Genomic DNA, 20,013 nt, shown 5'->3' on the forward strand with positions numbered 1-20,013 from the left:
TTCTTTGGAGGTAAGAAGGTGATTCAAACAAATATTACTTTTGAAAATGAATTACAAGGGATTGAGAACCTAGCGGAGTGGAATCTATTGAAAAAAATGCTCTGTTCGTTTTCGAAATCTACCGGGTTAAAAACCATAATCGTTGACACTCAAGGGAATACACTTTTTAATTCTACGGATCATGAGATAAAAGATTGTAGCTTTCGTCGAACGATTAGGGAGGAAAGTATAGGAATAAAAAAGTGTAATGGTATAAAGGTCTGCACCCAAATTAAGGACTGCACAGATCGGCAGGCGAGACTGGCTGAAGAACTACAGGCTCGCGAACGTTCCAAAGTTGCCATGCGTATCGTTGAGTCGAGAACAATGAGTATTAACTCTTTGGATAAAGAATATGAGCTTAAAATGATGGTACGAAATGGTGAAAAGCGAGCAGCTCAGCAGCTGCTGAACCAATTATTAGTTGATATTACCGAAGTCAAGTATGAACACTTCGATACTTTTAAAACCAGAGTTATTGAACTGGTCGTTATGATCTCCAGAGCTGCTGTAAACAGAGGAGCCGATTTAAATGTGATCTTACAGCAAAATTCCTCATTTTATAAGGAGTTGCTTGAAATAACTACAACTAAAGAAATTTGCGCCCGGACTAAAGAGATGTTGGAAACCTATATGAATCTGCCTGATTTTAATAAATATCAAAAGAATTTCAAGGAAATTCAGAAAGCCGCAGAGTTTATAAAAATTAATTTCCGCAAAAAGATAACCATTGAAAATATAGCCCAGGCAGTTTATCTAAGTCCCTGTTATATCAGTCGGCTTTTTAAACAGAATCTTGGCTGTACAATATCGGAATACATTACTCAGGTACGAATAGAAAACGCTAAAATGATGTTAAAAAGCTCTCAATATAATGTTACACAGGTAGCTAAAGAGAGTGGTTTTGAAGATCCTACCTATTTCGCAAGAGTTTTCAAAAAAATTGAGGGAATTACTCCAAGTAGATACAGACAATATGCTTTTTAACCAAATGTAATTACAGCCACTGGAAAGTGCTGGAGAGACGAAGGGTGTGTTGATATGCGGGTTGCAATAGTAGGCGGAAAACTGCAGGGAGTTGAAGCAACTTATCTGGCCAAGAAAGCCGGATGGGAAGTTCTTCTCATTGATAAAACATCGGAAGTTCCTGCAGCGGTGCTTTGTGATGAATTTTATTTGCTCGACGTTACAAAAATTTTGGAGTGGCTGCCAATCCTTAAAGGTGTTGATCTGATTATTCCTGCTCTTGAGAATCAAGAAGCATTAGCTAGTCTGGTACGAAGTGCACGATTTACCAGGACTCCTTTATTATTTGATAAGGATGCTTATGCTATCTCTTCTTCAAAAATCGACTCTAACCGAATGTTTGCTAAAATAGGAATTCCCGCTCCTGTACCGTGGCCGGAATGTGGTTTTCCAATCATTGTGAAACCTTCAGGTGCCAGTGGAAGCGAAGGGGTTTACAAAATTAATAATCCTCAAGAGTTCGAGGAATTATTTGCAAATGGTTTGAAGGATTGGGTATTAGAGGAGTACTTAGAAGGGCCGTCTTATTCGTTGGAAGTTATAGGATTTTCAGGTATTTATAAAGTTCTTCAAGTCACGGAACTGTACATGGACGAAAGCTATGATTGTAAACGGGTGGTGGGTTCAGCTGTTTTGCCGGAAGAGCTTAGGGCAGAATTTGAATCCGTCGCACTAAAGTTAGCCCGAAATCTGAATCTTGAAGGAATCATGGATGTTGAAACTATTCTTCATCAAGGAAAGTTAAAGGTTCTTGAAATTGACGCTCGCCTGCCCAGCCAAACTCCAATCTCAGTGTATCATACCACCGGGATCAATATGCTGGAGATAATCGGTCAGGCATTTATACTAGGTGAGCCCTGGCAAGAGTTTGATGTATCCGTGAAAAAAAGCGTGATTCTCGAACACATCCATATAATAAATGATAAACTTGAGATCTGTGGCGAACACATTATGGCTGAAGCCGGTCCCCTTTATTTATATCCGGATTTTTATGGAGCAGATGAAGCAATCTCGAACTATATTCCAGGTAAAACGGATTGGGTGGCTGCACTGATTATCACCGGGGTGAACATCGAAGAAGCTTGGTTAAAAAGGCAAATTGTCATCCAGGCGATCAAAGACGCGTGGGGGATAGAGAAATTCTTTGATCGGTCTGTCTATGCTTGCAGCAGGGATGATAAGCTCCCCCGCCCTTCCCGCATATTGCGGTTAAAAGGTATTTAGCTTGCACGAGATTGGAATTAATGGTAATCTAAAAACAACATGGGGGGTAGATCGAATTGATCACACGGACTCTAAATTCGTGCAGGCGGGTGAAACTCCCGTACTCCTCGCCATTTTTATGTCTGAGGGCCCAGAAGCTTAACCTATCTGGATGGAGTAGTGAATTAAATGTGTAACTGTTTTTTAAGAGGACATCATCCGAACTGTAAATTCATGATTACAGTTCGGATGATGTCCTCTTAATTTTAATACCGGCTAAACAGAGAAGTCACTTTAAATTTTTATAGCTGATAAGCTATCAGTTCCCCAAGCCATCAAAATTGCCGAAGAACATGAAGGACTATAATTCTTTATTCGTAATTCCCAAGGCTTTAAGTTTATAATGTAAATTCTGCCGGGATATCCCCAGTACTTTGGCGGATCGGCTAATATTCCCTTTATTGCGCATTAGGGTGCTCTCGATGATAGTTTTTTCGGTTTCCAACAAAGCATCCTGAAGCGTTCCATTATGAATTGCTTTTTTATGATATTGATAGTCTGTATTATTTTGAGGGTCTTTCTTAAGCTTAAGAAGAAAAAGTCTTTCTTCAAAGTATTCAGGTACATGATCCAGCTGCAGCATCTTTTCTTTGCTATGAATAAAATTCATTGCACCTTCAATAAAGTTTTCTAATTCCCGAACATTGCCCGGCCAGTCATATTGTTCGAAGAAACTAATCACTTCCTCCGAAATATCCTTAACGAACAGGCCAAATTGATGATTGTATTTTTTAATAAAATGCCTGGCCAATACTTCAATATCTTCTTTTCTCTCCCTCAGGGGAGGAATATTCAGGGTAATGGTAGCCAAACGGAAGTATAAGTCGGAGCGCATGATTTGTTCTTTAACCGCCTCAATTGGATCCATATTTGCAGCACTTATAACTCTGCAATGAAGGGGTATCCGATCTTTGCTGCCAAGTCTGCGCACTGATTTTTCCTGGAGTACTCTGAGCAGTTTAGCCTGCAGGGACAAGGACATGGAATTAATTTCATCCAAGAAAATAGTTCCTTCTTCGGCTTGTTCAAATAGGCCGGGCATATCGGCTGCACCAGTAAAAGCACCTTTAACCGTTCCGAAGAGCAGGCTTTCCAAAAGTGTATCTGGAATAGCGGCACAATTTATAGGGACAAAGGGACCTCTCGAATACAGACTGGCATTATGAATCCCCTGAGCAAATAGTTCTTTGCCTGTACCGGTTTCCCCTACGATGATCACTGGAGAGTTACGACGAGCTATTTTTCGTGCTTCTGCTTTAATCTTTTTCATCTTGCTGTTGATGCTTATGATATCGTCGAGGAGATACACAGCTCCATCCTGACTAAGCTCCATTTTGAAAAATTTCTTCTGCATCTCTAAAGTAATTGCTATAAAATCACTGAGCTGATTCATATTGCGAAAAATAACGTAAACTGCTGTGATTTGACCCTTGTAATAAAAAGGATAGGCACTAAAAATCATATTAGTTTTTCTGCCGTCATTTAAGTTATACCAATAGGGCTGGTTAATCAGGGACTTCCCCGTCTTGAGAATCTTTTTGGTTACTTCCTCCGAAAAGTAGTAAGGCTGGGCAAATACATCCTCTTCCTTTTTCCCTAAAAGATCTTTTCTATCGAGACCTTCCATTTTTTCTGATTCGGTATTATACAAAATGATTTCATCTTTTTGATCAACTATATATACAGCTTCATGAATCCTATCAATAACGGTTTTTAGCAACTCATTCTCTTTCTTTAATTCTTCGTTTTCCTTTTGAAGTTTTTCGATCATATCATCAACTGTCTTATTCACTGAAAAATCCTCCAAAACCAAGTTTTTTAGATTGTGGCTTTTTCATTGGCATAAAACTTGCTTGTTAAAAATTATATAGAGATTACCTTATTCCAACAAGCCTGAATATTGCGACATAATTTTATTTCCTTCGACTATTTTGCCAAATGTTTCAATTAATTACCTGTCAGCAGAATTAATATTAGACGGAAAGGAGAAAGTGTTCAATGTTTATGTCGAAATTTGACAAATGAATGATGTCATGAGTTGACAAGTAAATGAGACAAAACATAATGAGCATAAACCATCAGACGAAGCAAGGGGGCAGCTATAATGCAGGATTTTAATATAGACGGGATTCTCGACAAGGCGAGACAGGAAATTTCCCTTAGCCGTGAGGAAATCTTGAGATTATTAGATATAACCTCAGAAAAGGAATTAGGTAAAGTTTCACAAGTAGCCAGGGAGCTTCGTGAACGGTATTTTGAGAATAAAGTATTCTTTTATGGCTTTGTATATTTTTCTACATACTGTCGGAACGATTGTACCTTTTGTCTCTACCGAAAATCCAATAGAAATTATCCTCGTTATAGAAAAACCAGGGAAGAAATCGTGACGGCTGCACAATGTTTGGTTAATTCCGGAGTGCACCTTTTAGACCTGACAATGGGGGAGGATCCCCTGTATTATCATTCAATTCATGGATTCGATGATCTTTTGGAAATGGTTAAAGAGCTAAAAAAAGAAACCAAAACACCGATTATGATTTCTCCGGGGGTCGTTTCTCCGGAGGTTCTTCGGAAATTCAAAGAAGCCGGTGCCGACTGGTATGCATGTTATCAGGAAACTCACAATAAGACCCTTTATCAGGGATTACGAATTGAGCAGAGTTATGATGAACGGATGAACCGAAAGATCCAGGCTAAAGAAATGGGGTACCTAATCGAAGAAGGATTCCTGGCCGGAGTTGGTGATACCAATGAAGATATGGCAGATTCTATTCTGACTATGACAAGAATGGGAGCGGACCAAGTTCGGGTTATGAGTTTTGTTCCTCAGAAAAATACACCCCTGGCAAATTGGAAAACCAATTCTCCTTTTCGCGAGTTGCTGATCATTGCTGTCATGCGTATGGTTATGCCCGATCGCTTGATTCCTGCATCTCTGGATGTGGATGGTTTAAAGGGGTTGGAACAACGGCTGAATTCCGGAGCAAACGTGATCACATCAATCATTCCGCCTGCGGTGGGTATGGCCGGAGTATCTCAAAGTACTCTGGATATTGATGACGGAAACCGGTCGATGGAGAAGGTGCTCCCAGTTCTGAAGGCCAACAGGCTGGAAGCTGCAACAGCCGGAAGCTATCAAGCCTGGGTGAACTTTCGTAAAGCCCACATCCCTTCCCCGGTGAAAGGTGTGCATAGATAACTATTTTAAGGAGGTGGGGATCAAATGTCCCAAGCGGCCCTTAGAGAAAAGAAAAGGTATTATCGCAAAAACGTAGATTTCTGTAATTTAGTAGAAAAAATTAAACTATGGCCTTCCCGTAGCGGTAAATTGCATGGAATCAAGTCTATGACCCGGAGAGGGGATAGGGCAGAGATTGTAACTCACTGTAACCGGCGCTTTATTATCTACAATTCTAGGCATAGCCGGGCAGCCCGTTGGCTGAGGAATAAATGGTATATAAGTGTTTGCCCGATATGTAAGGTCCCGGAATGGAAGATCCAGAAGTATACATCGACGGTGATGAATCAACATTATGGAGCACATCTATAATTTAATAACTATTAGTCCGCTCAATCCATATAAGCGCAATTTTGGTGAATTCTCTCAAACGTGCAAAGAGTCAACTGAGCTAATTTATATTACCAAAAACGATTATGATGATATGGGCATTATGAGCTTAAAGATGTATGAGGAAAATTGTTTATGCTCGAGGTTGATTATCGTATGCGGCCACTGCTGCTATTTCTATGCTTACACTTACTTTCAGTTCTTGAAGTAAAATAGTTTTTTTATATTGCGGACTAGTATTTTAAGGTATATATTAGAACTATTATAAATAACTTTTCTTGTTTCTTTTAAGTCAGTTACTAAGCTATCAGAAAAAAGGAGGAACAAAAATGCTAAAAGTGATCAACAAAATACTGGTCCCTACTGACGGTTCTGAATATTCAAAGCATGCCCTAGCCGCCGCGCTTCAATATGCTGAACAGTATCAATCAAAAATCAAACTGATCCATGTTGTACATCAACCAATTTCGAGTATGACTGTAAGTGCAGAAATCTATAGTTTTTCTTTGACGGAAGAACAAATTAATGAAATCGGCAACACTATCATGGAAAAGACACTGGTTGGAAATGATATAAGCAAAGTTTCCATCGAGAAAGAAATTTCAGAGGGTTATCCTGCAACTGTAATTCTTGATGAAATCAAAGAAGGAATTGATCTTGTTGTCATGGGAACCAGTGGCCACGGCCCGCTTGCCGGCGCTTTAATCGGAAGCGTAACCCAGCGAGTTCTTGCCGATGCCACTTGTCCTGTACTTATCGTTAAGTAATAACGGCTCCGGATATTTAAATTGTAATGGGAAGGATATTCACATGGAGTTAATTGCCTTAAGCGGCATGAGGGAACTATGAAAATCTCCGCCATCGATTTGCTTTTTATCCTAGTAATTGTCATAAATTTGTTTTTCACCTTGACCAACGGGCTGCATGACGCCAGTTCGGTTGTGGCGACATTGATTACGTGCGGGGCCGCCAGTCCGGTTCAGGCGATCCTAATGGCGGCGGTCTGCGGGTTCGCCGGAGCTGTGACTGGTGGCAGCGCAGTAGCCAATACTGTTTCGGGAATCGTCAATGTACCGGCGGATAACACGCTGCTCATGGCGCTGTTGGCAGCCATGATGGGAGCGGTAGCATGGAATATTATCACCTGGAAGCTCGGCTTCCCATCCAGTTCCACACACGCTTTAGTCGGGGGATTAATTGGAGCGGTCTGGACAGCCCGGGGTGCAGATTCCGTTTTATGGGGCTGGCATGAGCTGATAACTTCCGGTCATCAGCTGACCGGAATGATGAAAATCCTGGCAGGATTGATGTTTTCGCCCCTTTTGGGGTTTATCACGGCTTTCATCCTTCAGCGCTTAACCAAAATCCTGTTCAGAAATGCCAAATATACGTTGAATACCTGGCTGAAAAGGATTCAATGGATTATCGCCGCATTATTGGCTTACAGTCATGGCGCCAACGACACCCAAAAAACCGTCGGGATTATCGTCTTGGCAATGTCTTCTGCCGGATTTTTGAACGGACTGTCTAATGTCATCCTGATTAAGGCTTTGGCCGGAGCGCTTATGTTTGCGGGCACACTTCTGGGAGGATGGCCGATCATGCGGACTATCGGGAGAGGAATTTACACGATTCGCCCGCTCCATAGTCTGAATTCCCAGTTATCCTCGGGGGGGAGCCTTATTTTAGCCACATTGCTCGGTGCGCCTGTTTCCACCACCCATGTGGTGGTTGGCAGCGTAGTGGGGGTTGGCGCCGCCGATGAATACCGGATGGTCAATTGGAATATCGGCAAAGAGATTCTGATTGCTTGGTGCATCACCATACCGGCGTCCGCTATTTCAGCTGCTATTTTCTATTTACTTCTGCAAGGGATTGGGTAAGGCGCCGGGAATAGAACAAGGGAGAAGTTTATGGGTAAGGAAAATTTTTGGGAAAAATTATTCCCTGTTAAATACGATTTTTACCAAATGATCGGAATGCAGGCGGAGATTTCCGCTAAAGTTACGGCCAGCCTGGATGCTTGGATTCGCAATCATTCTGAAGAAAGTTACCGTCAACTCTTGCAGGAGGCGGAGACTGCGGACCAACTGCGCTTTGATATGGAAAGCAAACTGATTGAAGCTTTTGCGACGCCCTTTGACCGGCAGGATATTTATTCCCTTTCCAACGATATGGATAAAATCGTGGAATATGCCAAATCAACACTGCTGGAAATAGAAGCCTTTGAAGTTAAGGTGGATTCGGTGATCCAAAATATGCTGCAGCAATTAACCTCAGGAACGGATAACCTAGCTGAGGCAATCAGTCTGCTAAAAGAAGACCCTCTTCAAGCGCAGCTTCAGATCAGAAATATCCGCCAAGTTCAGCAAAGCATAGAGGAGGAATACAGAGCAGGGATGGCGTTGTTATTCAAGAACCCAGATCCCATGCTTGCCTTGATATACAGGGAGGTTTACCACCATATCAAAGATGCCGAGGTTTCCCTGGGTTATACAGCCGATACTTTACACAGGATTATTATGAGGCTGGCTTGATGGGCTTAAAGGCCGCAGACTTCATCGCGGAAAATCATGGGGGTTTACCGAAATACACTTTTGCTAAATCCCTGCGTGACTAATTGGAATTATTGTTACGGTTTGATGCCATACTCAATGAATTTCTTGCCAAATTTCTCATAGTGCCACACAGTGAATAAGAACCAGGAGAGATAAATAGCGATCGGGAGAATGATGTTGCTGAATGTCCAATGAAAGATTCCTAAATTAGTAAGGACATTGGAAAAAATAACGCTATAAAACACAGCAATTGCAGCATAACTATAATTCCATGGTTTTTTGTCAGGCAAATAATTGAGAAAAAGAATGAAGTAGATTGTCCAGGCAATCGGGGGCATAAAAGGAATGTTTAAAAAACCCAGCGGCCCATAATTTAAATAACCTCCGCCATCGATGAGACTAAGTAAGACGATCCAAAAGATGTCGATTACCGCACCGTAAAATATTCCCAAAAAGGCATATTTGTGAATATCCTTACGGGAGACAAGAATTACCGCCAACAAGGCCAAAATAGAGGTATAAAGCAGGTAAGTAAAATATATTGGCATTTTCAAATATCGCTCCTGCATTCTTTTTTCTCTTATTATTGATAAATAACATGGTAAATATTCCTACAAATGAGTGCGCACACGAAGTTTGATCCCAGCGGAAAGTTAATTGACGAGTACAGCAGAAACGCAATCACTAAACTTTTACAGGCCCTGGTGATAAAACACGGGAAATGAAGGAGTGCCAAGAAAGAAGTTAATCCCTGCCCGTCCCACTTTGAAACTCAAGTTTCAAAGTGGGACGGGCAGTTAGTTTAAAGCAGCTGAAAACCTTGCAGCTTATGCAGTTGCAAGGTTTTTTTAGTTCCAGAACAAAACTAAACGGCTTTATTGCATATGATCCAAGTCAAAAGCGAAAAGAGCCAGAATTCTTATTATAATTAACCCCTATTAAATATAATGAGCCATTCAGAAAATTCATTGAATGGCCGCATTTACATGGAAGCAGATAATATGATGTCTTAACCTCGAGCTTCATCCTTTTTTTCTGCTATGAAATAATCAATACTTTCTCTGCGCCGATCATTTTTAGCTTCAATAGCCTGCCTTTCATCCTCTGAAATCTCGTCTGAATGCTCATCTAAGTAATGCTCTGATTTACGCAAATTCGCAAAAGTGTGGTCGATATGATCCTGGAGGCGCTCCTCATTATCTGACCGATCATCTGGTTTGGGCAAAGTAATCACTCCTATCTATCATTTCTACCTATTTAGGATGACCAAAACTGGATGATGATATGCGAATTATTAGTCAACCTGATTGCATTATAAATATCTACTGCACATCGAGTAGGAATTGCTAATTCCTAAATTTTTAATTCAATAGATGCAGGTATGGCAATCGGAGCATATTACTCTGCCCACAATGTTTTCGAAATCATCTCTGATTCTCATGTCGTACGGATCAGTTAGTAGTTCATGGTACAAATATAGAATTTACCAATTAAACATGTTGTTAAAAAAATACTATTGGTAGCAATAAAACAACCTTTTTAAGTTGTTTTATTGCTACCATCGAGGTAAAATAAAGCCTTTTAAAAAATGTTTAAAAAGCACTAAAAATCACAAATCAACAATAGCCCCAGTTTTGAAAAAAATATCAAATATAATTAGTTGGTATGAAAATTGCTTTATGAATAGTCAAAATTATTCGAATTATTGATATAAGGAAAGGGGCTTACCAATAATGAAAAAGTCTTTGGAGAGAAAGGAGAATTTAAAAAATGATTAATATTGGTGTAATTGGTGCAGGAGCAATGGGATCAGGTATAGCCCAAGTGGCAGCTGAAGCCGGATATGGAGTACTAATTTTTGATGTAGATCCTAATGCATCTGAAAAGGCACTTGGTAAACTTCAAAAGAACTGGCAAAAAGCCGTTGATAAAGAAAAAATCAACCCGGAGGAAATGCAAAAAAGAGTAGCCCTGGTGCGAGTGGCAAGCGATCTAGCCGATTTAAAAGATTTTGATTTAGTAATTGAGGCGGTGGCGGAGAATCAAGAGGTAAAGAAATCAGTCTTCTCTCGCCTGGATGAAGTATGCACAGAGAAAACCATATTTGCGAGTAATACCTCTTCACTGTCGATTACTGAAATAGGATCTTTTACAAATAGACCTGACAAAGTAGCGGGCATGCATTTCTTCAATCCGGTTCCAGTTATGAAATTAATAGAAATAATTAAGGGTCTCGCAACATCGGAAGAGACAATAGATGCCTTAAAAGTAGTTGCCGCTAAAATGAAAAAGGTTGGGGTCGTAGCCAATGATACCCCTGGCTTTATCGTAAACCGGCTGTTAGTTCCTCTTTGTAATGAAGCCATTAAAATGTTGGAAGCTGGTGTAGCTTCACTTGAAGACATAGATACAGCAATGAAACTAGGTGCTAATTGGCCTATGGGACCGTTTGAGCTTTCTGATCTAGTCGGGCTTGATGTTCATATCGGTGCAACTGCAGGTTTAGAGAGAGAATTAAATGACAGTCATTATGCTTGTGCGCGCTTAGCACGTCAGATGTATAGAGCCAATCGTTTAGGCAGGAAAACCGGTAAAGGGTTTTACGACTACAACAAATAGATTGGAGTAATATGCTATGGAATTCAAAAATCTAATTTATACCCAAGAAGATGGATTGGGCATTATTACACTTAATCGTCCCAAAGCTCTTAACGCCCTTTGTGATGAGTTAACTGGCGAGTTGGGCGAACTTATATCAGTGCTGCAAAATGATACTGATTTAAGGGTGATTATTCTTACCGGCGGCAATATAGCTTTTGCAGCGGGTGCTGACATCGTCGAGATGATGGATAAAGATTCTATTGGGGCATACCGATCAATAATTAAGACTCATGATGTGTTTGATCGTTTGGAGGAATTTAGAGTTCCGGTGATTGCAGCGATAAATGGACCTTGTATGGGTGGCGGTTGTGAGTTAGCCCTGTGTTGCGACATGCGCATAGCTGGGTCCAAAGCTCTATTTGCTTTGCCTGAGGTGTCCCTAGGGATAATACCCGGATGCGGCGGTACACAAAGATTAACTCAACTAGTGGGACCCGCACTAGCTAAAGAACTCATTTACTTAGCTGCTCCTATACATGCAGCTAAAGCTCAGGAAATAGGTCTCGTAAATAAGGTGGTAGATGACGACAAAGTCATGGAAGAGGCAAAAGCAATAGCTAACAAATTAATGGAAAGACCGGCTTTAGCCTTAAGATTTGCAAAGGAAGCTGTTAATTGCGGGGTTAAAACCGACTTAACAACCGGAAAGAATATGGAATTAGCCAGGTTTACTATGCTCTTTTCCAGCGAGGACCAAAAAGAAGGTATGAAAGCATTTTATGAAAAAAGAAAACCTCTTTTTAAAGATAAATAGGAAAGTGGATAACGAGAGGAGATGAATAATAATTGAGAAACGAATGCAACGAGGTCGTACTGGTAAGCGCATGCAGAACAGGAATTGGCAAGTACGGCGGAACACTAAAAGACGTAAAACCTATAGAATTAATTAAATTAACAGCAACGGAAGCTATTAACAGGGCCGGTATCGAACCCACGATGGTGGATGAAATTGTTTTAGGAATGGCAAATACCGCTGGACAAGGCTCATCGCCTCCTCGTATTTGTGCACTAGAGATTGGAATGGACCCTCGATCCAGCGCTAGCACAGTTAACCAGAATTGTGCTTCCAGTATGAGGGCCCTAGATGTAGCAGTTATGAAGCTGGCGATGGGGCAGACCCAAATTGCAGTGGTTTCAGGAACCGAATGCCAGAGTAGTGTTCCCTTCATTTTGCCTAATATGCGATGGGGAGCACGCTTGAATGATACCAAGTGTCTGGATTCCTTGCAGATAGACGGAATGTTTGATTCGGTTGTTCAAGCTCACATGGGTTTTACTGCTGAAAATGTTGCTGAGATGTATGGCATCACTAGGCAGGAATGCGATGAACTAGCTTTGATTAGTCATCGTCGGGTTGCCAGGGCGACTGATGAAGGGCGTTTCAAAAGCCAAATTGTACCTGTAGAGATCAAAACTCGCAAGGGTATTAAGATATTTGATATCGATGAGAATTTTATGCGTGACACCAACTTGGAAAAATTGGCCAAGTTACCTTCGGTATTCAAAAAAGGAGGAGTAGTAACCGCGGGCAACGCATCGAGTTTGAATGATGCATCTTGCGCGGCGGTACTGATGACCAAGAAGAAAGCTGACGAACTAGGCCTAAAACCATTGATGAAATGTATAAACATTGTAACTGAAGGGGTTAGACCTGAAGTTATGGGACTGGGCCCGGCCGTAGCTATTCCTAAAGCACTTAAAGAAGCTGGCATGAAATATAGTGATGTGGATTACTGGGAAATTAACGAGGCTTTTGCTTCCCAGATAATAGGCTGCTTTAGAAAAATGAAAGAGGATCATGGAATAGATATGGACTTTGGTACCTTGGAGCGTGACGGCAATATCAATAACAATGGATCGGGAATCGGTTTGGGCCATCCAGTCGGTCAAACTGGGCTACGCCTGATAATCGCTCTTTACTATGAATTAGAAAGGCTAGACAAAACTACAGGCGGGGCTTCATTGTGCGTAGGCGGTGGTGCAGCAATGGCTTCCCTATGGACCAGAGATATTTAAGAGAAATTAATAAAGAGGAGAGTGGCAATATGAACAGGTGGGAAAGGTTAGAAAAAGTACCTGCTCCGGTCTTTACTCCAAAGTTTGGACCTCTTAGTAGAATAAGAGTATTACTTAACGGAACTATAGTTGCCGGGCCCTTTTGTGCAACAATGTTCGGTGATTTTGGGGCTGAGGTTATTGCACTTGAGAGACCTACAATGCCCGATCCATATCGCTTCCAAGTACCCCAAGTGATGGGAGACAACGGCCAAAATATAAGCTGTGCCTGGATTCAAAATAGCCGAAATAAGTTGGATGTTGCCTTGGAAACCAATATGAAGATTCCTGAATCAAAAGAAATCTTTTTATCCCTTATTAAGCAAGTAGACGTATGGATAGAGAACATGGTTTGGATCGAGAAGCTCGGCATTACAGATGAAATGCTGTGGAAAGTTAACCCTAAGCTGGTTATTGCCCATATCAGCGGTTTCGGCAGGCCAGCGTTTGGTGGAATTGACAAAGAGATGAATAGAGCTTCTTATGATCCGATTGGGCAGGCAGAGTCCGGTTATTCCCTGCTCCAGGGTTATCCTGATCGAGCTCCCACCTATGCTACCCAGTATATCGGTGATTATGTCGTCGCTCTAATGGCCTTCAGCGGGATTCTGATGGCCCTTCGGGTGGTTGAAGAGACAGGCAAAGGCCAAATCGTTGAGGTTGCTCAGGCTGAGTCGATGATGAGAATTATGGATGATAACTGGACCGCTTGGGCGAATCGTGGCTTCCTGAAGCAGCGGTTTGGCACCAAAATTCCGTTTTTCCAGCCCGGGAATACATGGAAGTGCAAAGACGGTAAATATATCACCATCGGTGCCTATGGTGAAATTGCCTATAATCGTATTATGGAAACGTTGGGGCTGTCCCTTGAAGAGTTTCCTTACCGTAAGGCTGCGCTGGGGATAGAGGCTGTTAATTCTGAACTCGGTCAAAAACTTCATGATCGGTTTTCCGAATACTTTGTCACCCATACGGCGCAAGAAGCTTCAGACCTCTTGAATTCTAATCGAATCGGGGCCGCTGTGTTAAAGACGTGTGAAGAAGTATATAATGACCTGCACTGGCAACAGAGAAATAACTGGGTAAAGTATACCGACCTAACCACTGGCAAAGAAGTTGAAGCATTTGGGCTTCATCCTAAAATGAGCGAAACGCCAGGCCATGTATGGCGTGGAGCTCCGGATCTAGGGCAGGACACCGATGTGGTTCTCAATAGGTTGCTTGGTTATAGTGAAATAGAAATTGCAGCCTTTAAGGAAAAGGGTGTTGTTAAATAGAGTTTTTCCTAGTCAGAGGTTTATTGATAGGGAGGTTTATTAAAAATGGCAATATCTAATTTTGTCTATGATCTAAGAGAGCTTAAGTTTGTACTTAAGGAATGGCTGGATTTAGAAAAGTTACTTGCACTTCCGCCATACCAGGAATATTACGGGGTAGATGAAATCGATCCAATTCTTGAGACAACTTTTAAAATTGCCCGCGACGTCATTGGTCCTATTGCCAAAGATACTGATCAGATAGGAGCTCGCTTTATCGATGGTAAAGTCGTGACTCCGGATTCATTTAAAAAAGCCTATGCAACGATCAATGAGGCGGGTTTGGGAGCGTCCAATGCTGATCGCGAAGCGGAGGGACGCCTTCCCTATACAATAATTCAGGCGAACATGGAAATGATGTCGGCCGTTAATCTGTCATTTATTGCTTTTTGGGGGTTAACCACAGGAGCTATCTCTGTTATTCAGCAGCATGGCAGCGATTATCTTAAGCAGAAGTTTCTGCCTAATATGATTTCCGGGAAATGGTCCGGAACCATGAATCTTACGGAAGCCGGAGCGGGATCTGATGTCGGTGCGAACATTACGAAAGCCTTTCCTACGGATACACCAGGGATTTATTTAATTAAAGGCAACAAACAGTTTATTACGACAGGTGACAATGACTTAGTAGAGAACATTATCCATTTGGTTCTAGCCAGGGCAGAAGGAGCCAAAGACGGTGTGGCTGGGTTATCCTTGTTTATTGTTCCTAAATACTGGGTTGAAGACGATGGCAGACTCAGTAGATTGAATGATGTCATTTGCACAAACATAGAAGAGAAAATGGGAGTGCATGGTCAACCGACCTGCAGTTTATCTTACGGGGAAAATGATAAATGTCTCGGTTATTTAATTGGTGATCCGCCCGATGCCGATGGGAAGGCCAGCGGAATTGCTCAAATGTTTACCATGATGAACGAAGAACGGCTGAACGTTTCTTTACAAGGATTGGGTTCTTCTACAGAAGCCTACCTGAAAGCGCGTGAGTATGCTAAGCTCCGGGTTCAAGGAACTCGATTTACGGATCCTAAAGGCCCCAAAGTAAGAATCATCGAGCATGAAGATATTCGCCGCATGTTGATGGTGCAAAAAGCCACAACAGAGGCCCTGCGGGCCTTGATCCTGAAGTCCTGCTATTATTTGGATCTGTCCCATGACAGTGAAGATCCAGAAGAACGTAATTTCGCTGAAGGCATGTTCCAGATCAGTAATCCTATGTGTAAGGCCTTTGCAACTGATATGGCATGGTCGTTAATTAGCGATGCTATTCAGATTCACGGCGGCTATGGTTTTATAAAAGAATATGAGGTTGAATCCCTTGCAAGAGATGTTAAAATTTCATCGATTTGGGAAGGTACCAACTATATCCAGGCATTAGATTTAGTTGGAAGGAAATTTACCATGAGTAAGGGGCAAGTCTTTAAGAATTGGATAACTGATATCAGCACCTTCATTGAAAATAACAAGGGTTCAGTTGGTTTTATGCAAGAATTTGAAATTATGAATGAAGCCTTGGATGATTTTTTGGCGATAATGCAACAAATTCAAAAATATGGGCAGGAGGGTAGGCCCCAGACGATGCCAATCTTTGCAACCCGCATATTGTATGCTGCATCTATACTTTATTGCGGCAGATTAATACTTGATCAAGCTTTATTAGCCGATAGCAAATTAAAAACTCTAGGCGGAAATCATTTTGATGCAAAATTCTATACAGGAAAAGTTGCCAGTGGATGTTTTTATGTGAAAAACGTTGTGCCACAGATAGCTTTTATACGAAAAGTGATCCAGATTGGGGATACTTCGGCAGTTGATTTGGACGAAGAATGTTTTGGTTAATAACTATTTTGAGCACACGAAAGGAATGATGTTTATATGCAAAATGAAAATCAAGCTTGGGCCAATCCTATGCCCGCAGGTTTAACTGCATTAACTATAGCAGTATTTATATTTTATGGCATGTTCACTGGTAAAGTAACTGGCTCGGCAATTGCTATCGGAGGAATTTGGTTAATTTGCGGATTCTTTGTGCAAATAGTTGTCGGTATTATTGAATTGAAAGAAGGAAGCGTAGTTGGAGGAAATACCTTCACGTGGTTCAGTGGCTACTTCATGTTGGCTACCGGATTGGTGTGGATTTTCGAGTACTTCGCTGCAATTAACGGTTGGAAATTCGATTCCCACATTACAGGCTATACCTGGTTGGCTATAACCATAATATTGTGGTTAGAGTGGCCAGCATTGGCGAAAAGCATGCCCCTTACTGTATTTCTGTTAATCTGCGTTATGAACTTGTCTTTACCTTTAATAACCGGGATAAATCTTGGATTACTTGACCCAACAGTATACGGACCTATAGCTGGAAATATGGCTGGAATATCCGGTTTATTTGGTGCCTATTCTACCGCAGCAGTGATGAATAATCTAACTTTTGGCAGACAGTTATTTCCCTTCCCTGGCCCAATAATTCGAACAGTATCTATTGATAAAAAAGGCCCGGCACTCTGATTTAAATTTAAGATACAACCTTTAGGTATAGTTTGATTCTTAAACAATAACTAACCACCTTGGACAATTATCCATAATAACCAATTACTTATGATTCTTGTAAGGTATAATTATATTTGCCTTACAAGAATTAATTTTTAAGAAACATTACAATAAAAGAATAGTGTCCTAAAATCTTACCGCTATTTATCGTAATATTAAATCGTATAAAAAACAATTATATTATTTTGTTGTATTCGCTATATTATTTTGAATATTATAATAATATAATAGTTCTACGAAAAACTTTGTCTTAGAATGATAACTCCTAAATATAAGGCGGTGAATCAATTTTGGACAAAACTAAAAGCTATCTAAACGTTCTTGTTATGCCTCAGTCAGGGAAAGAACTTAGTGCAGAATGTTTGAAACAAATTATGAATTGTTCATACGACCCAATCTTTGTGGCAGATAAATATGGAAATTGTCTTATGAATTCCGATTCATTTTCTATGGCCACTAGGGCTTTAGGGATTAACCCTCCGGAAATGGTTGGGAAAAATATTAGAGAATTCATTGAAGCGGGAATATATGATTGGTCCCCAACTTTAAGGGCTATAGAGACTGGTACAACAGTAACTGGATTAATAAGAACTATTAATGGTAGTGAGATAATGGCTACCAGTTCACCAGTAAAAGATAAAGATGGTCAAATTATTATGATTGTAACGAATATTCGAGATAAAGATATTGTTGATAAATATATTGAAGAACTGAAAAGAGAAAAAACCGAAATTGAACGATATAAAACGGCAGCAGAATATTATGGTAAAGTTGACAATCTGGATAATAATAATAGTGTTATTATATCTGAAAGCCCCCAAATGAAAAAAATATTTAAATTTGCGGACATGGTTGCTAAAACAGATAGTACAGTATCACTATATGGGGAGTCAGGTACAGGTAAAGACGTTTTGGCGAGGTATATTCATCATAACAGTCATCGCGCACAAGGACCCTTTATCCCTGTTAATTGTGCAGCAATTCCTCAAAAACTATTTGAGTCTGAATTTTTCGGCTATGTCAGAGGGGCGTTTACCGGGGCAAACCCGCAAGGAAAAATAGGTCTGTTTGAAATTGCTAATAAAGGGACTCTTTTTTTAGATGAAATTGGAGAATTGCCTTTAGAAATGCAGTCAAAATTGTTAAGGGTATTAGAAACAGGTGAGATACAAAGAATAGGAAGTACAAAAATTGAACAAATTGATGTTCGCTTCATTGTTGCTACGAATAAAGATCTAAAACATAAAGTTGACCAGGAACAGTTTAGAAGTGACTTGTTTTATAGACTGAATGTAATCCCTTTAACCTTACCGCCTCTAAGGGAACGAAAAGAAGACATAGTTGCACTTGCACAAAAGTTTTTAGAGGAATTAAATATCAAATATGGCCTGCACAAAATCATACACCCTCATACGACACGGATATTGTTGAACTATAGCTGGCCCGGTAATATAAGGGAGTTGCGTAATACAATAGAACGAGAATTTATTACATCAACAGATGATTATTTAAAAATCAAATTTGATACTGCAGGGACTATTAATACCAATTTAGGTTCTAAAAATCGGCAAAAAAAGGCTAGCGCATATATGGGAACATTAAAAAGCGTTTTGAAAGAAGTTGAAGCCGAATACATAAACCAAATATTAGATGAATGTAATGGCAGAGTGTGTATGGCATCCCGTTTGCTTGGAATACATCGAACAGTGCTATATCGAAAGACCAAATATAAGTAATGATAGTGGAAATTCAGGCAACTAAAAAACCTTGCAGCTTATGCAGTTGCAAGGTTTTTTTAGTTCCACTAAACGGCTTTTTGCAGAGGATCAGATAACTTTTTTATTATCCGGGCCCGGTGTAGTGACAATAACCTTTTCCGGGGTGATAATAAGGGCACCCTTGGCACTCATAGCACCTTTGAACATGTCCGAGACAAGCTTTTTGAAAGTCTCAACAACAGGGCCTTCCGTCACGTACTCGGCCTTGCCTTTAACCTGATATCCTTCCATGGTCCCTCCATTGCAGGCAGAAACGGCTATCTTACCGTTTTCTTTAATGTTGGCAAGGGTGGTTTCCAAAAAAACATCACCTACCACTAGTTTGCCGTCATCGGTAACATCCTTGAAAGCTACGGGTACGGCATTCGGCTCATCCGAATATGTACTTAAATACCACATCTGCTCCTTGAGAAGCTTCACTACATTTTCATTCATTTGAAGAACCTCCTATTTGATTTGCTCTTTTTTTACCTTACTTAAGTATAGACAAGCTGCAGCGTGATTTGAAGATACCCGTAAATTTATGAGTTACTCATAAATTTCATAGTTACTGGTATTTTCAAAGTATGCCTTTTATAATGACGGTACAGGAGGGAGTTCGGAATGTATAAACCCAAGTTAGAAAAGGATATTCGCTGCCCACTGGAATATGGCCTGGATATTTTCGGCGGAAAATGGAAATCACGGATTATCTGTGTTCTGGCAGAGAAAGAGGTTCTGCGCTACAGCTCTCTGCGCAAGGAACTGACCAATATCACGGACGCTGTTTTGGCAACGACTTTAAAAGAGTTAATTGCTGACGGAATCGTTCAAAGACGGCAATTTGATGAAATACCGCCGAGAGTGGAATATTGCCTGACGGATAAGGGAAGATCCGTTGTACCCATCCTGCAAAGCATCTGCAGATGGTCGGGGGCATACCACAGGGAGAATAGCGATTATATCCTTTCACAATGTCAGAAATGCGATTACAAATGTGAAAATTCAAGTGATTGAATTGGTCTTTTCCTAGCAAGAACATTAGGGTACATTAACCAAAGGGGTATAGATAGTATGAATAGGATTTAACAAGGATTATAAAAGTGAAATAAATTGATACCATGCGGCGGGTAATGATTCCAATGTTTAGAAAATCATTACCCGCCGTTTTTTATTCAAAAACAATCCACGATGAATCTTTAAGGAATATTCAGGTTAAG

19 protein-coding genes are annotated in these 20,013 nt (G+C 40.7%); 15 read left to right on the plus strand and 4 right to left on the minus strand.

Features of this window, described 5'->3' with window-relative positions:
- Window positions 1-18: 18 nt before the first annotated feature.
- Together DESOR_RS14735 and pylC are read left to right on the plus strand one after the other, a co-directional pair.
- The gene (locus DESOR_RS14735) at window positions 19-1,026 is read left to right on the plus strand and encodes a helix-turn-helix domain-containing protein (protein WP_014185381.1); all 1,008 of its coding nucleotides are present in this window, start codon (window positions 19-21) and stop codon (window positions 1,024-1,026) included.
- A gap of 54 nt (window positions 1,027-1,080) precedes the next feature.
- Window positions 1,081-2,289 (plus strand): 3-methylornithine--L-lysine ligase PylC, encoded by a 1,209-nt coding sequence (gene pylC, locus DESOR_RS14740; RefSeq protein WP_014185382.1) that lies wholly within the window; start codon window positions 1,081-1,083, stop codon window positions 2,287-2,289.
- Between the two features lie 340 nt (window positions 2,290-2,629).
- Here the strand turns inward: pylC and DESOR_RS14745 are convergent, their stop codons facing one another.
- The gene (locus tag DESOR_RS14745; RefSeq protein ID WP_014185383.1) at window positions 2,630-4,120 is read right to left on the minus strand and encodes a sigma-54 interaction domain-containing protein; all 1,491 of its coding nucleotides are present in this window, start codon (window positions 4,118-4,120) and stop codon (window positions 2,630-2,632) included.
- 312 nt (window positions 4,121-4,432) lie between these two features.
- Between DESOR_RS14745 and pylB the strand changes: the two genes are divergently transcribed.
- From pylB to DESOR_RS14770, 5 genes are all read left to right on the plus strand, one after another.
- Window positions 4,433-5,527, plus strand: coding sequence for a methylornithine synthase PylB (gene pylB / locus DESOR_RS14750; protein ID WP_014185384.1), 1,095 nt, complete (start codon window positions 4,433-4,435; stop codon window positions 5,525-5,527).
- Window positions 5,528-5,551: 24 nt separating this feature from the next.
- Window positions 5,552-5,878 carry a pyrrolysine--tRNA(Pyl) ligase small subunit gene (gene pylSn / locus DESOR_RS14755; RefSeq protein WP_014185385.1) on the plus strand — a complete coding sequence of 109 codons (327 nt, stop codon included), beginning with the start codon at window positions 5,552-5,554 and terminating at the stop codon, window positions 5,876-5,878.
- 347 nt (window positions 5,879-6,225) lie between these two features.
- The gene (locus tag DESOR_RS14760) at window positions 6,226-6,663 is read left to right on the plus strand and encodes a universal stress protein (RefSeq protein ID WP_014185386.1); all 438 of its coding nucleotides are present in this window, start codon (window positions 6,226-6,228) and stop codon (window positions 6,661-6,663) included.
- A 78-nt stretch (window positions 6,664-6,741) separates the two neighbouring features.
- A complete protein-coding gene (locus DESOR_RS14765) occupies window positions 6,742-7,779 on the plus strand; it encodes an inorganic phosphate transporter (protein WP_014185387.1) in 1,038 nt (345 codons plus the stop codon).
- A gap of 30 nt (window positions 7,780-7,809) precedes the next feature.
- Window positions 7,810-8,433: a DUF47 domain-containing protein gene (locus DESOR_RS14770; protein ID WP_014185388.1), complete on the plus strand. Its 624-nt coding sequence runs from the start codon at window positions 7,810-7,812 to the stop codon at window positions 8,431-8,433.
- Between the two features lie 95 nt (window positions 8,434-8,528).
- Here DESOR_RS14770 and DESOR_RS14775 read toward each other — a convergent pair whose 3' ends face one another.
- On the minus strand, window positions 8,529-9,002 hold the full coding sequence (locus DESOR_RS14775; protein ID WP_014185389.1) for a hypothetical protein: 474 nt from the start codon (window positions 9,000-9,002) through the stop codon (window positions 8,529-8,531).
- A gap of 461 nt (window positions 9,003-9,463) precedes the next feature.
- Entirely contained in the window at window positions 9,464-9,679 is a 216-nt protein-coding gene (gene tlp, locus DESOR_RS14780; RefSeq protein WP_014185390.1) for a small acid-soluble spore protein Tlp, read from the minus strand.
- A 545-nt stretch (window positions 9,680-10,224) separates the two neighbouring features.
- Here tlp and DESOR_RS14785 point away from each other — a divergent pair.
- The 7 genes from DESOR_RS14785 (at window position 10,225) to DESOR_RS14815 (ending at window position 18,772) form a co-directional block, all read left to right on the plus strand.
- On the plus strand, window positions 10,225-11,073 hold the full coding sequence (locus DESOR_RS14785) for a 3-hydroxyacyl-CoA dehydrogenase family protein (protein ID WP_014185391.1): 849 nt from the start codon (window positions 10,225-10,227) through the stop codon (window positions 11,071-11,073).
- Window positions 11,074-11,089: 16 nt separating this feature from the next.
- Entirely contained in the window at window positions 11,090-11,869 is a 780-nt protein-coding gene (locus DESOR_RS14790; RefSeq protein WP_014185392.1) for an enoyl-CoA hydratase/isomerase family protein, read from the plus strand.
- Window positions 11,870-11,901: 32 nt separating this feature from the next.
- Complete coding sequence (locus tag DESOR_RS14795; protein WP_014185393.1) at window positions 11,902-13,131, plus strand: thiolase family protein; 1,230 nt, start codon at window positions 11,902-11,904, stop codon at window positions 13,129-13,131.
- A gap of 29 nt (window positions 13,132-13,160) precedes the next feature.
- Entirely contained in the window at window positions 13,161-14,447 is a 1,287-nt protein-coding gene (locus DESOR_RS14800) for a CaiB/BaiF CoA transferase family protein (RefSeq protein WP_014185394.1), read from the plus strand.
- Window positions 14,448-14,492: 45 nt separating this feature from the next.
- Window positions 14,493-16,325: an acyl-CoA dehydrogenase gene (locus DESOR_RS14805; RefSeq protein ID WP_014185395.1), complete on the plus strand. Its 1,833-nt coding sequence runs from the start codon at window positions 14,493-14,495 to the stop codon at window positions 16,323-16,325.
- Between the two features lie 36 nt (window positions 16,326-16,361).
- Window positions 16,362-16,994: an acetate uptake transporter family protein gene (locus DESOR_RS14810; RefSeq protein ID WP_014185396.1), complete on the plus strand. Its 633-nt coding sequence runs from the start codon at window positions 16,362-16,364 to the stop codon at window positions 16,992-16,994.
- A gap of 332 nt (window positions 16,995-17,326) precedes the next feature.
- Window positions 17,327-18,772 carry a sigma-54 interaction domain-containing protein gene (locus tag DESOR_RS14815; RefSeq protein ID WP_014185397.1) on the plus strand — a complete coding sequence of 482 codons (1,446 nt, stop codon included), beginning with the start codon at window positions 17,327-17,329 and terminating at the stop codon, window positions 18,770-18,772.
- Window positions 18,773-18,862: 90 nt separating this feature from the next.
- Here the strand turns inward: DESOR_RS14815 and DESOR_RS14820 are convergent, their stop codons facing one another.
- A complete protein-coding gene (locus DESOR_RS14820) occupies window positions 18,863-19,249 on the minus strand; it encodes a pyridoxamine 5'-phosphate oxidase family protein (protein WP_014185398.1) in 387 nt (128 codons plus the stop codon).
- Between the two features lie 168 nt (window positions 19,250-19,417).
- On the opposite strand from DESOR_RS14820, the gene DESOR_RS14825 reads away from it, so the two are divergent.
- Window positions 19,418-19,810 (plus strand): winged helix-turn-helix transcriptional regulator, encoded by a 393-nt coding sequence (locus DESOR_RS14825; RefSeq protein ID WP_014185399.1) that lies wholly within the window; start codon window positions 19,418-19,420, stop codon window positions 19,808-19,810.
- Window positions 19,811-20,013 lie beyond the last annotated feature (203 nt).

Source organism: Desulfosporosinus orientis DSM 765 (assembly GCF_000235605.1).
In the GTDB taxonomy this organism is placed as follows: Bacteria; Bacillota; Desulfitobacteriia; order Desulfitobacteriales; family Desulfitobacteriaceae; genus Desulfosporosinus; species Desulfosporosinus orientis.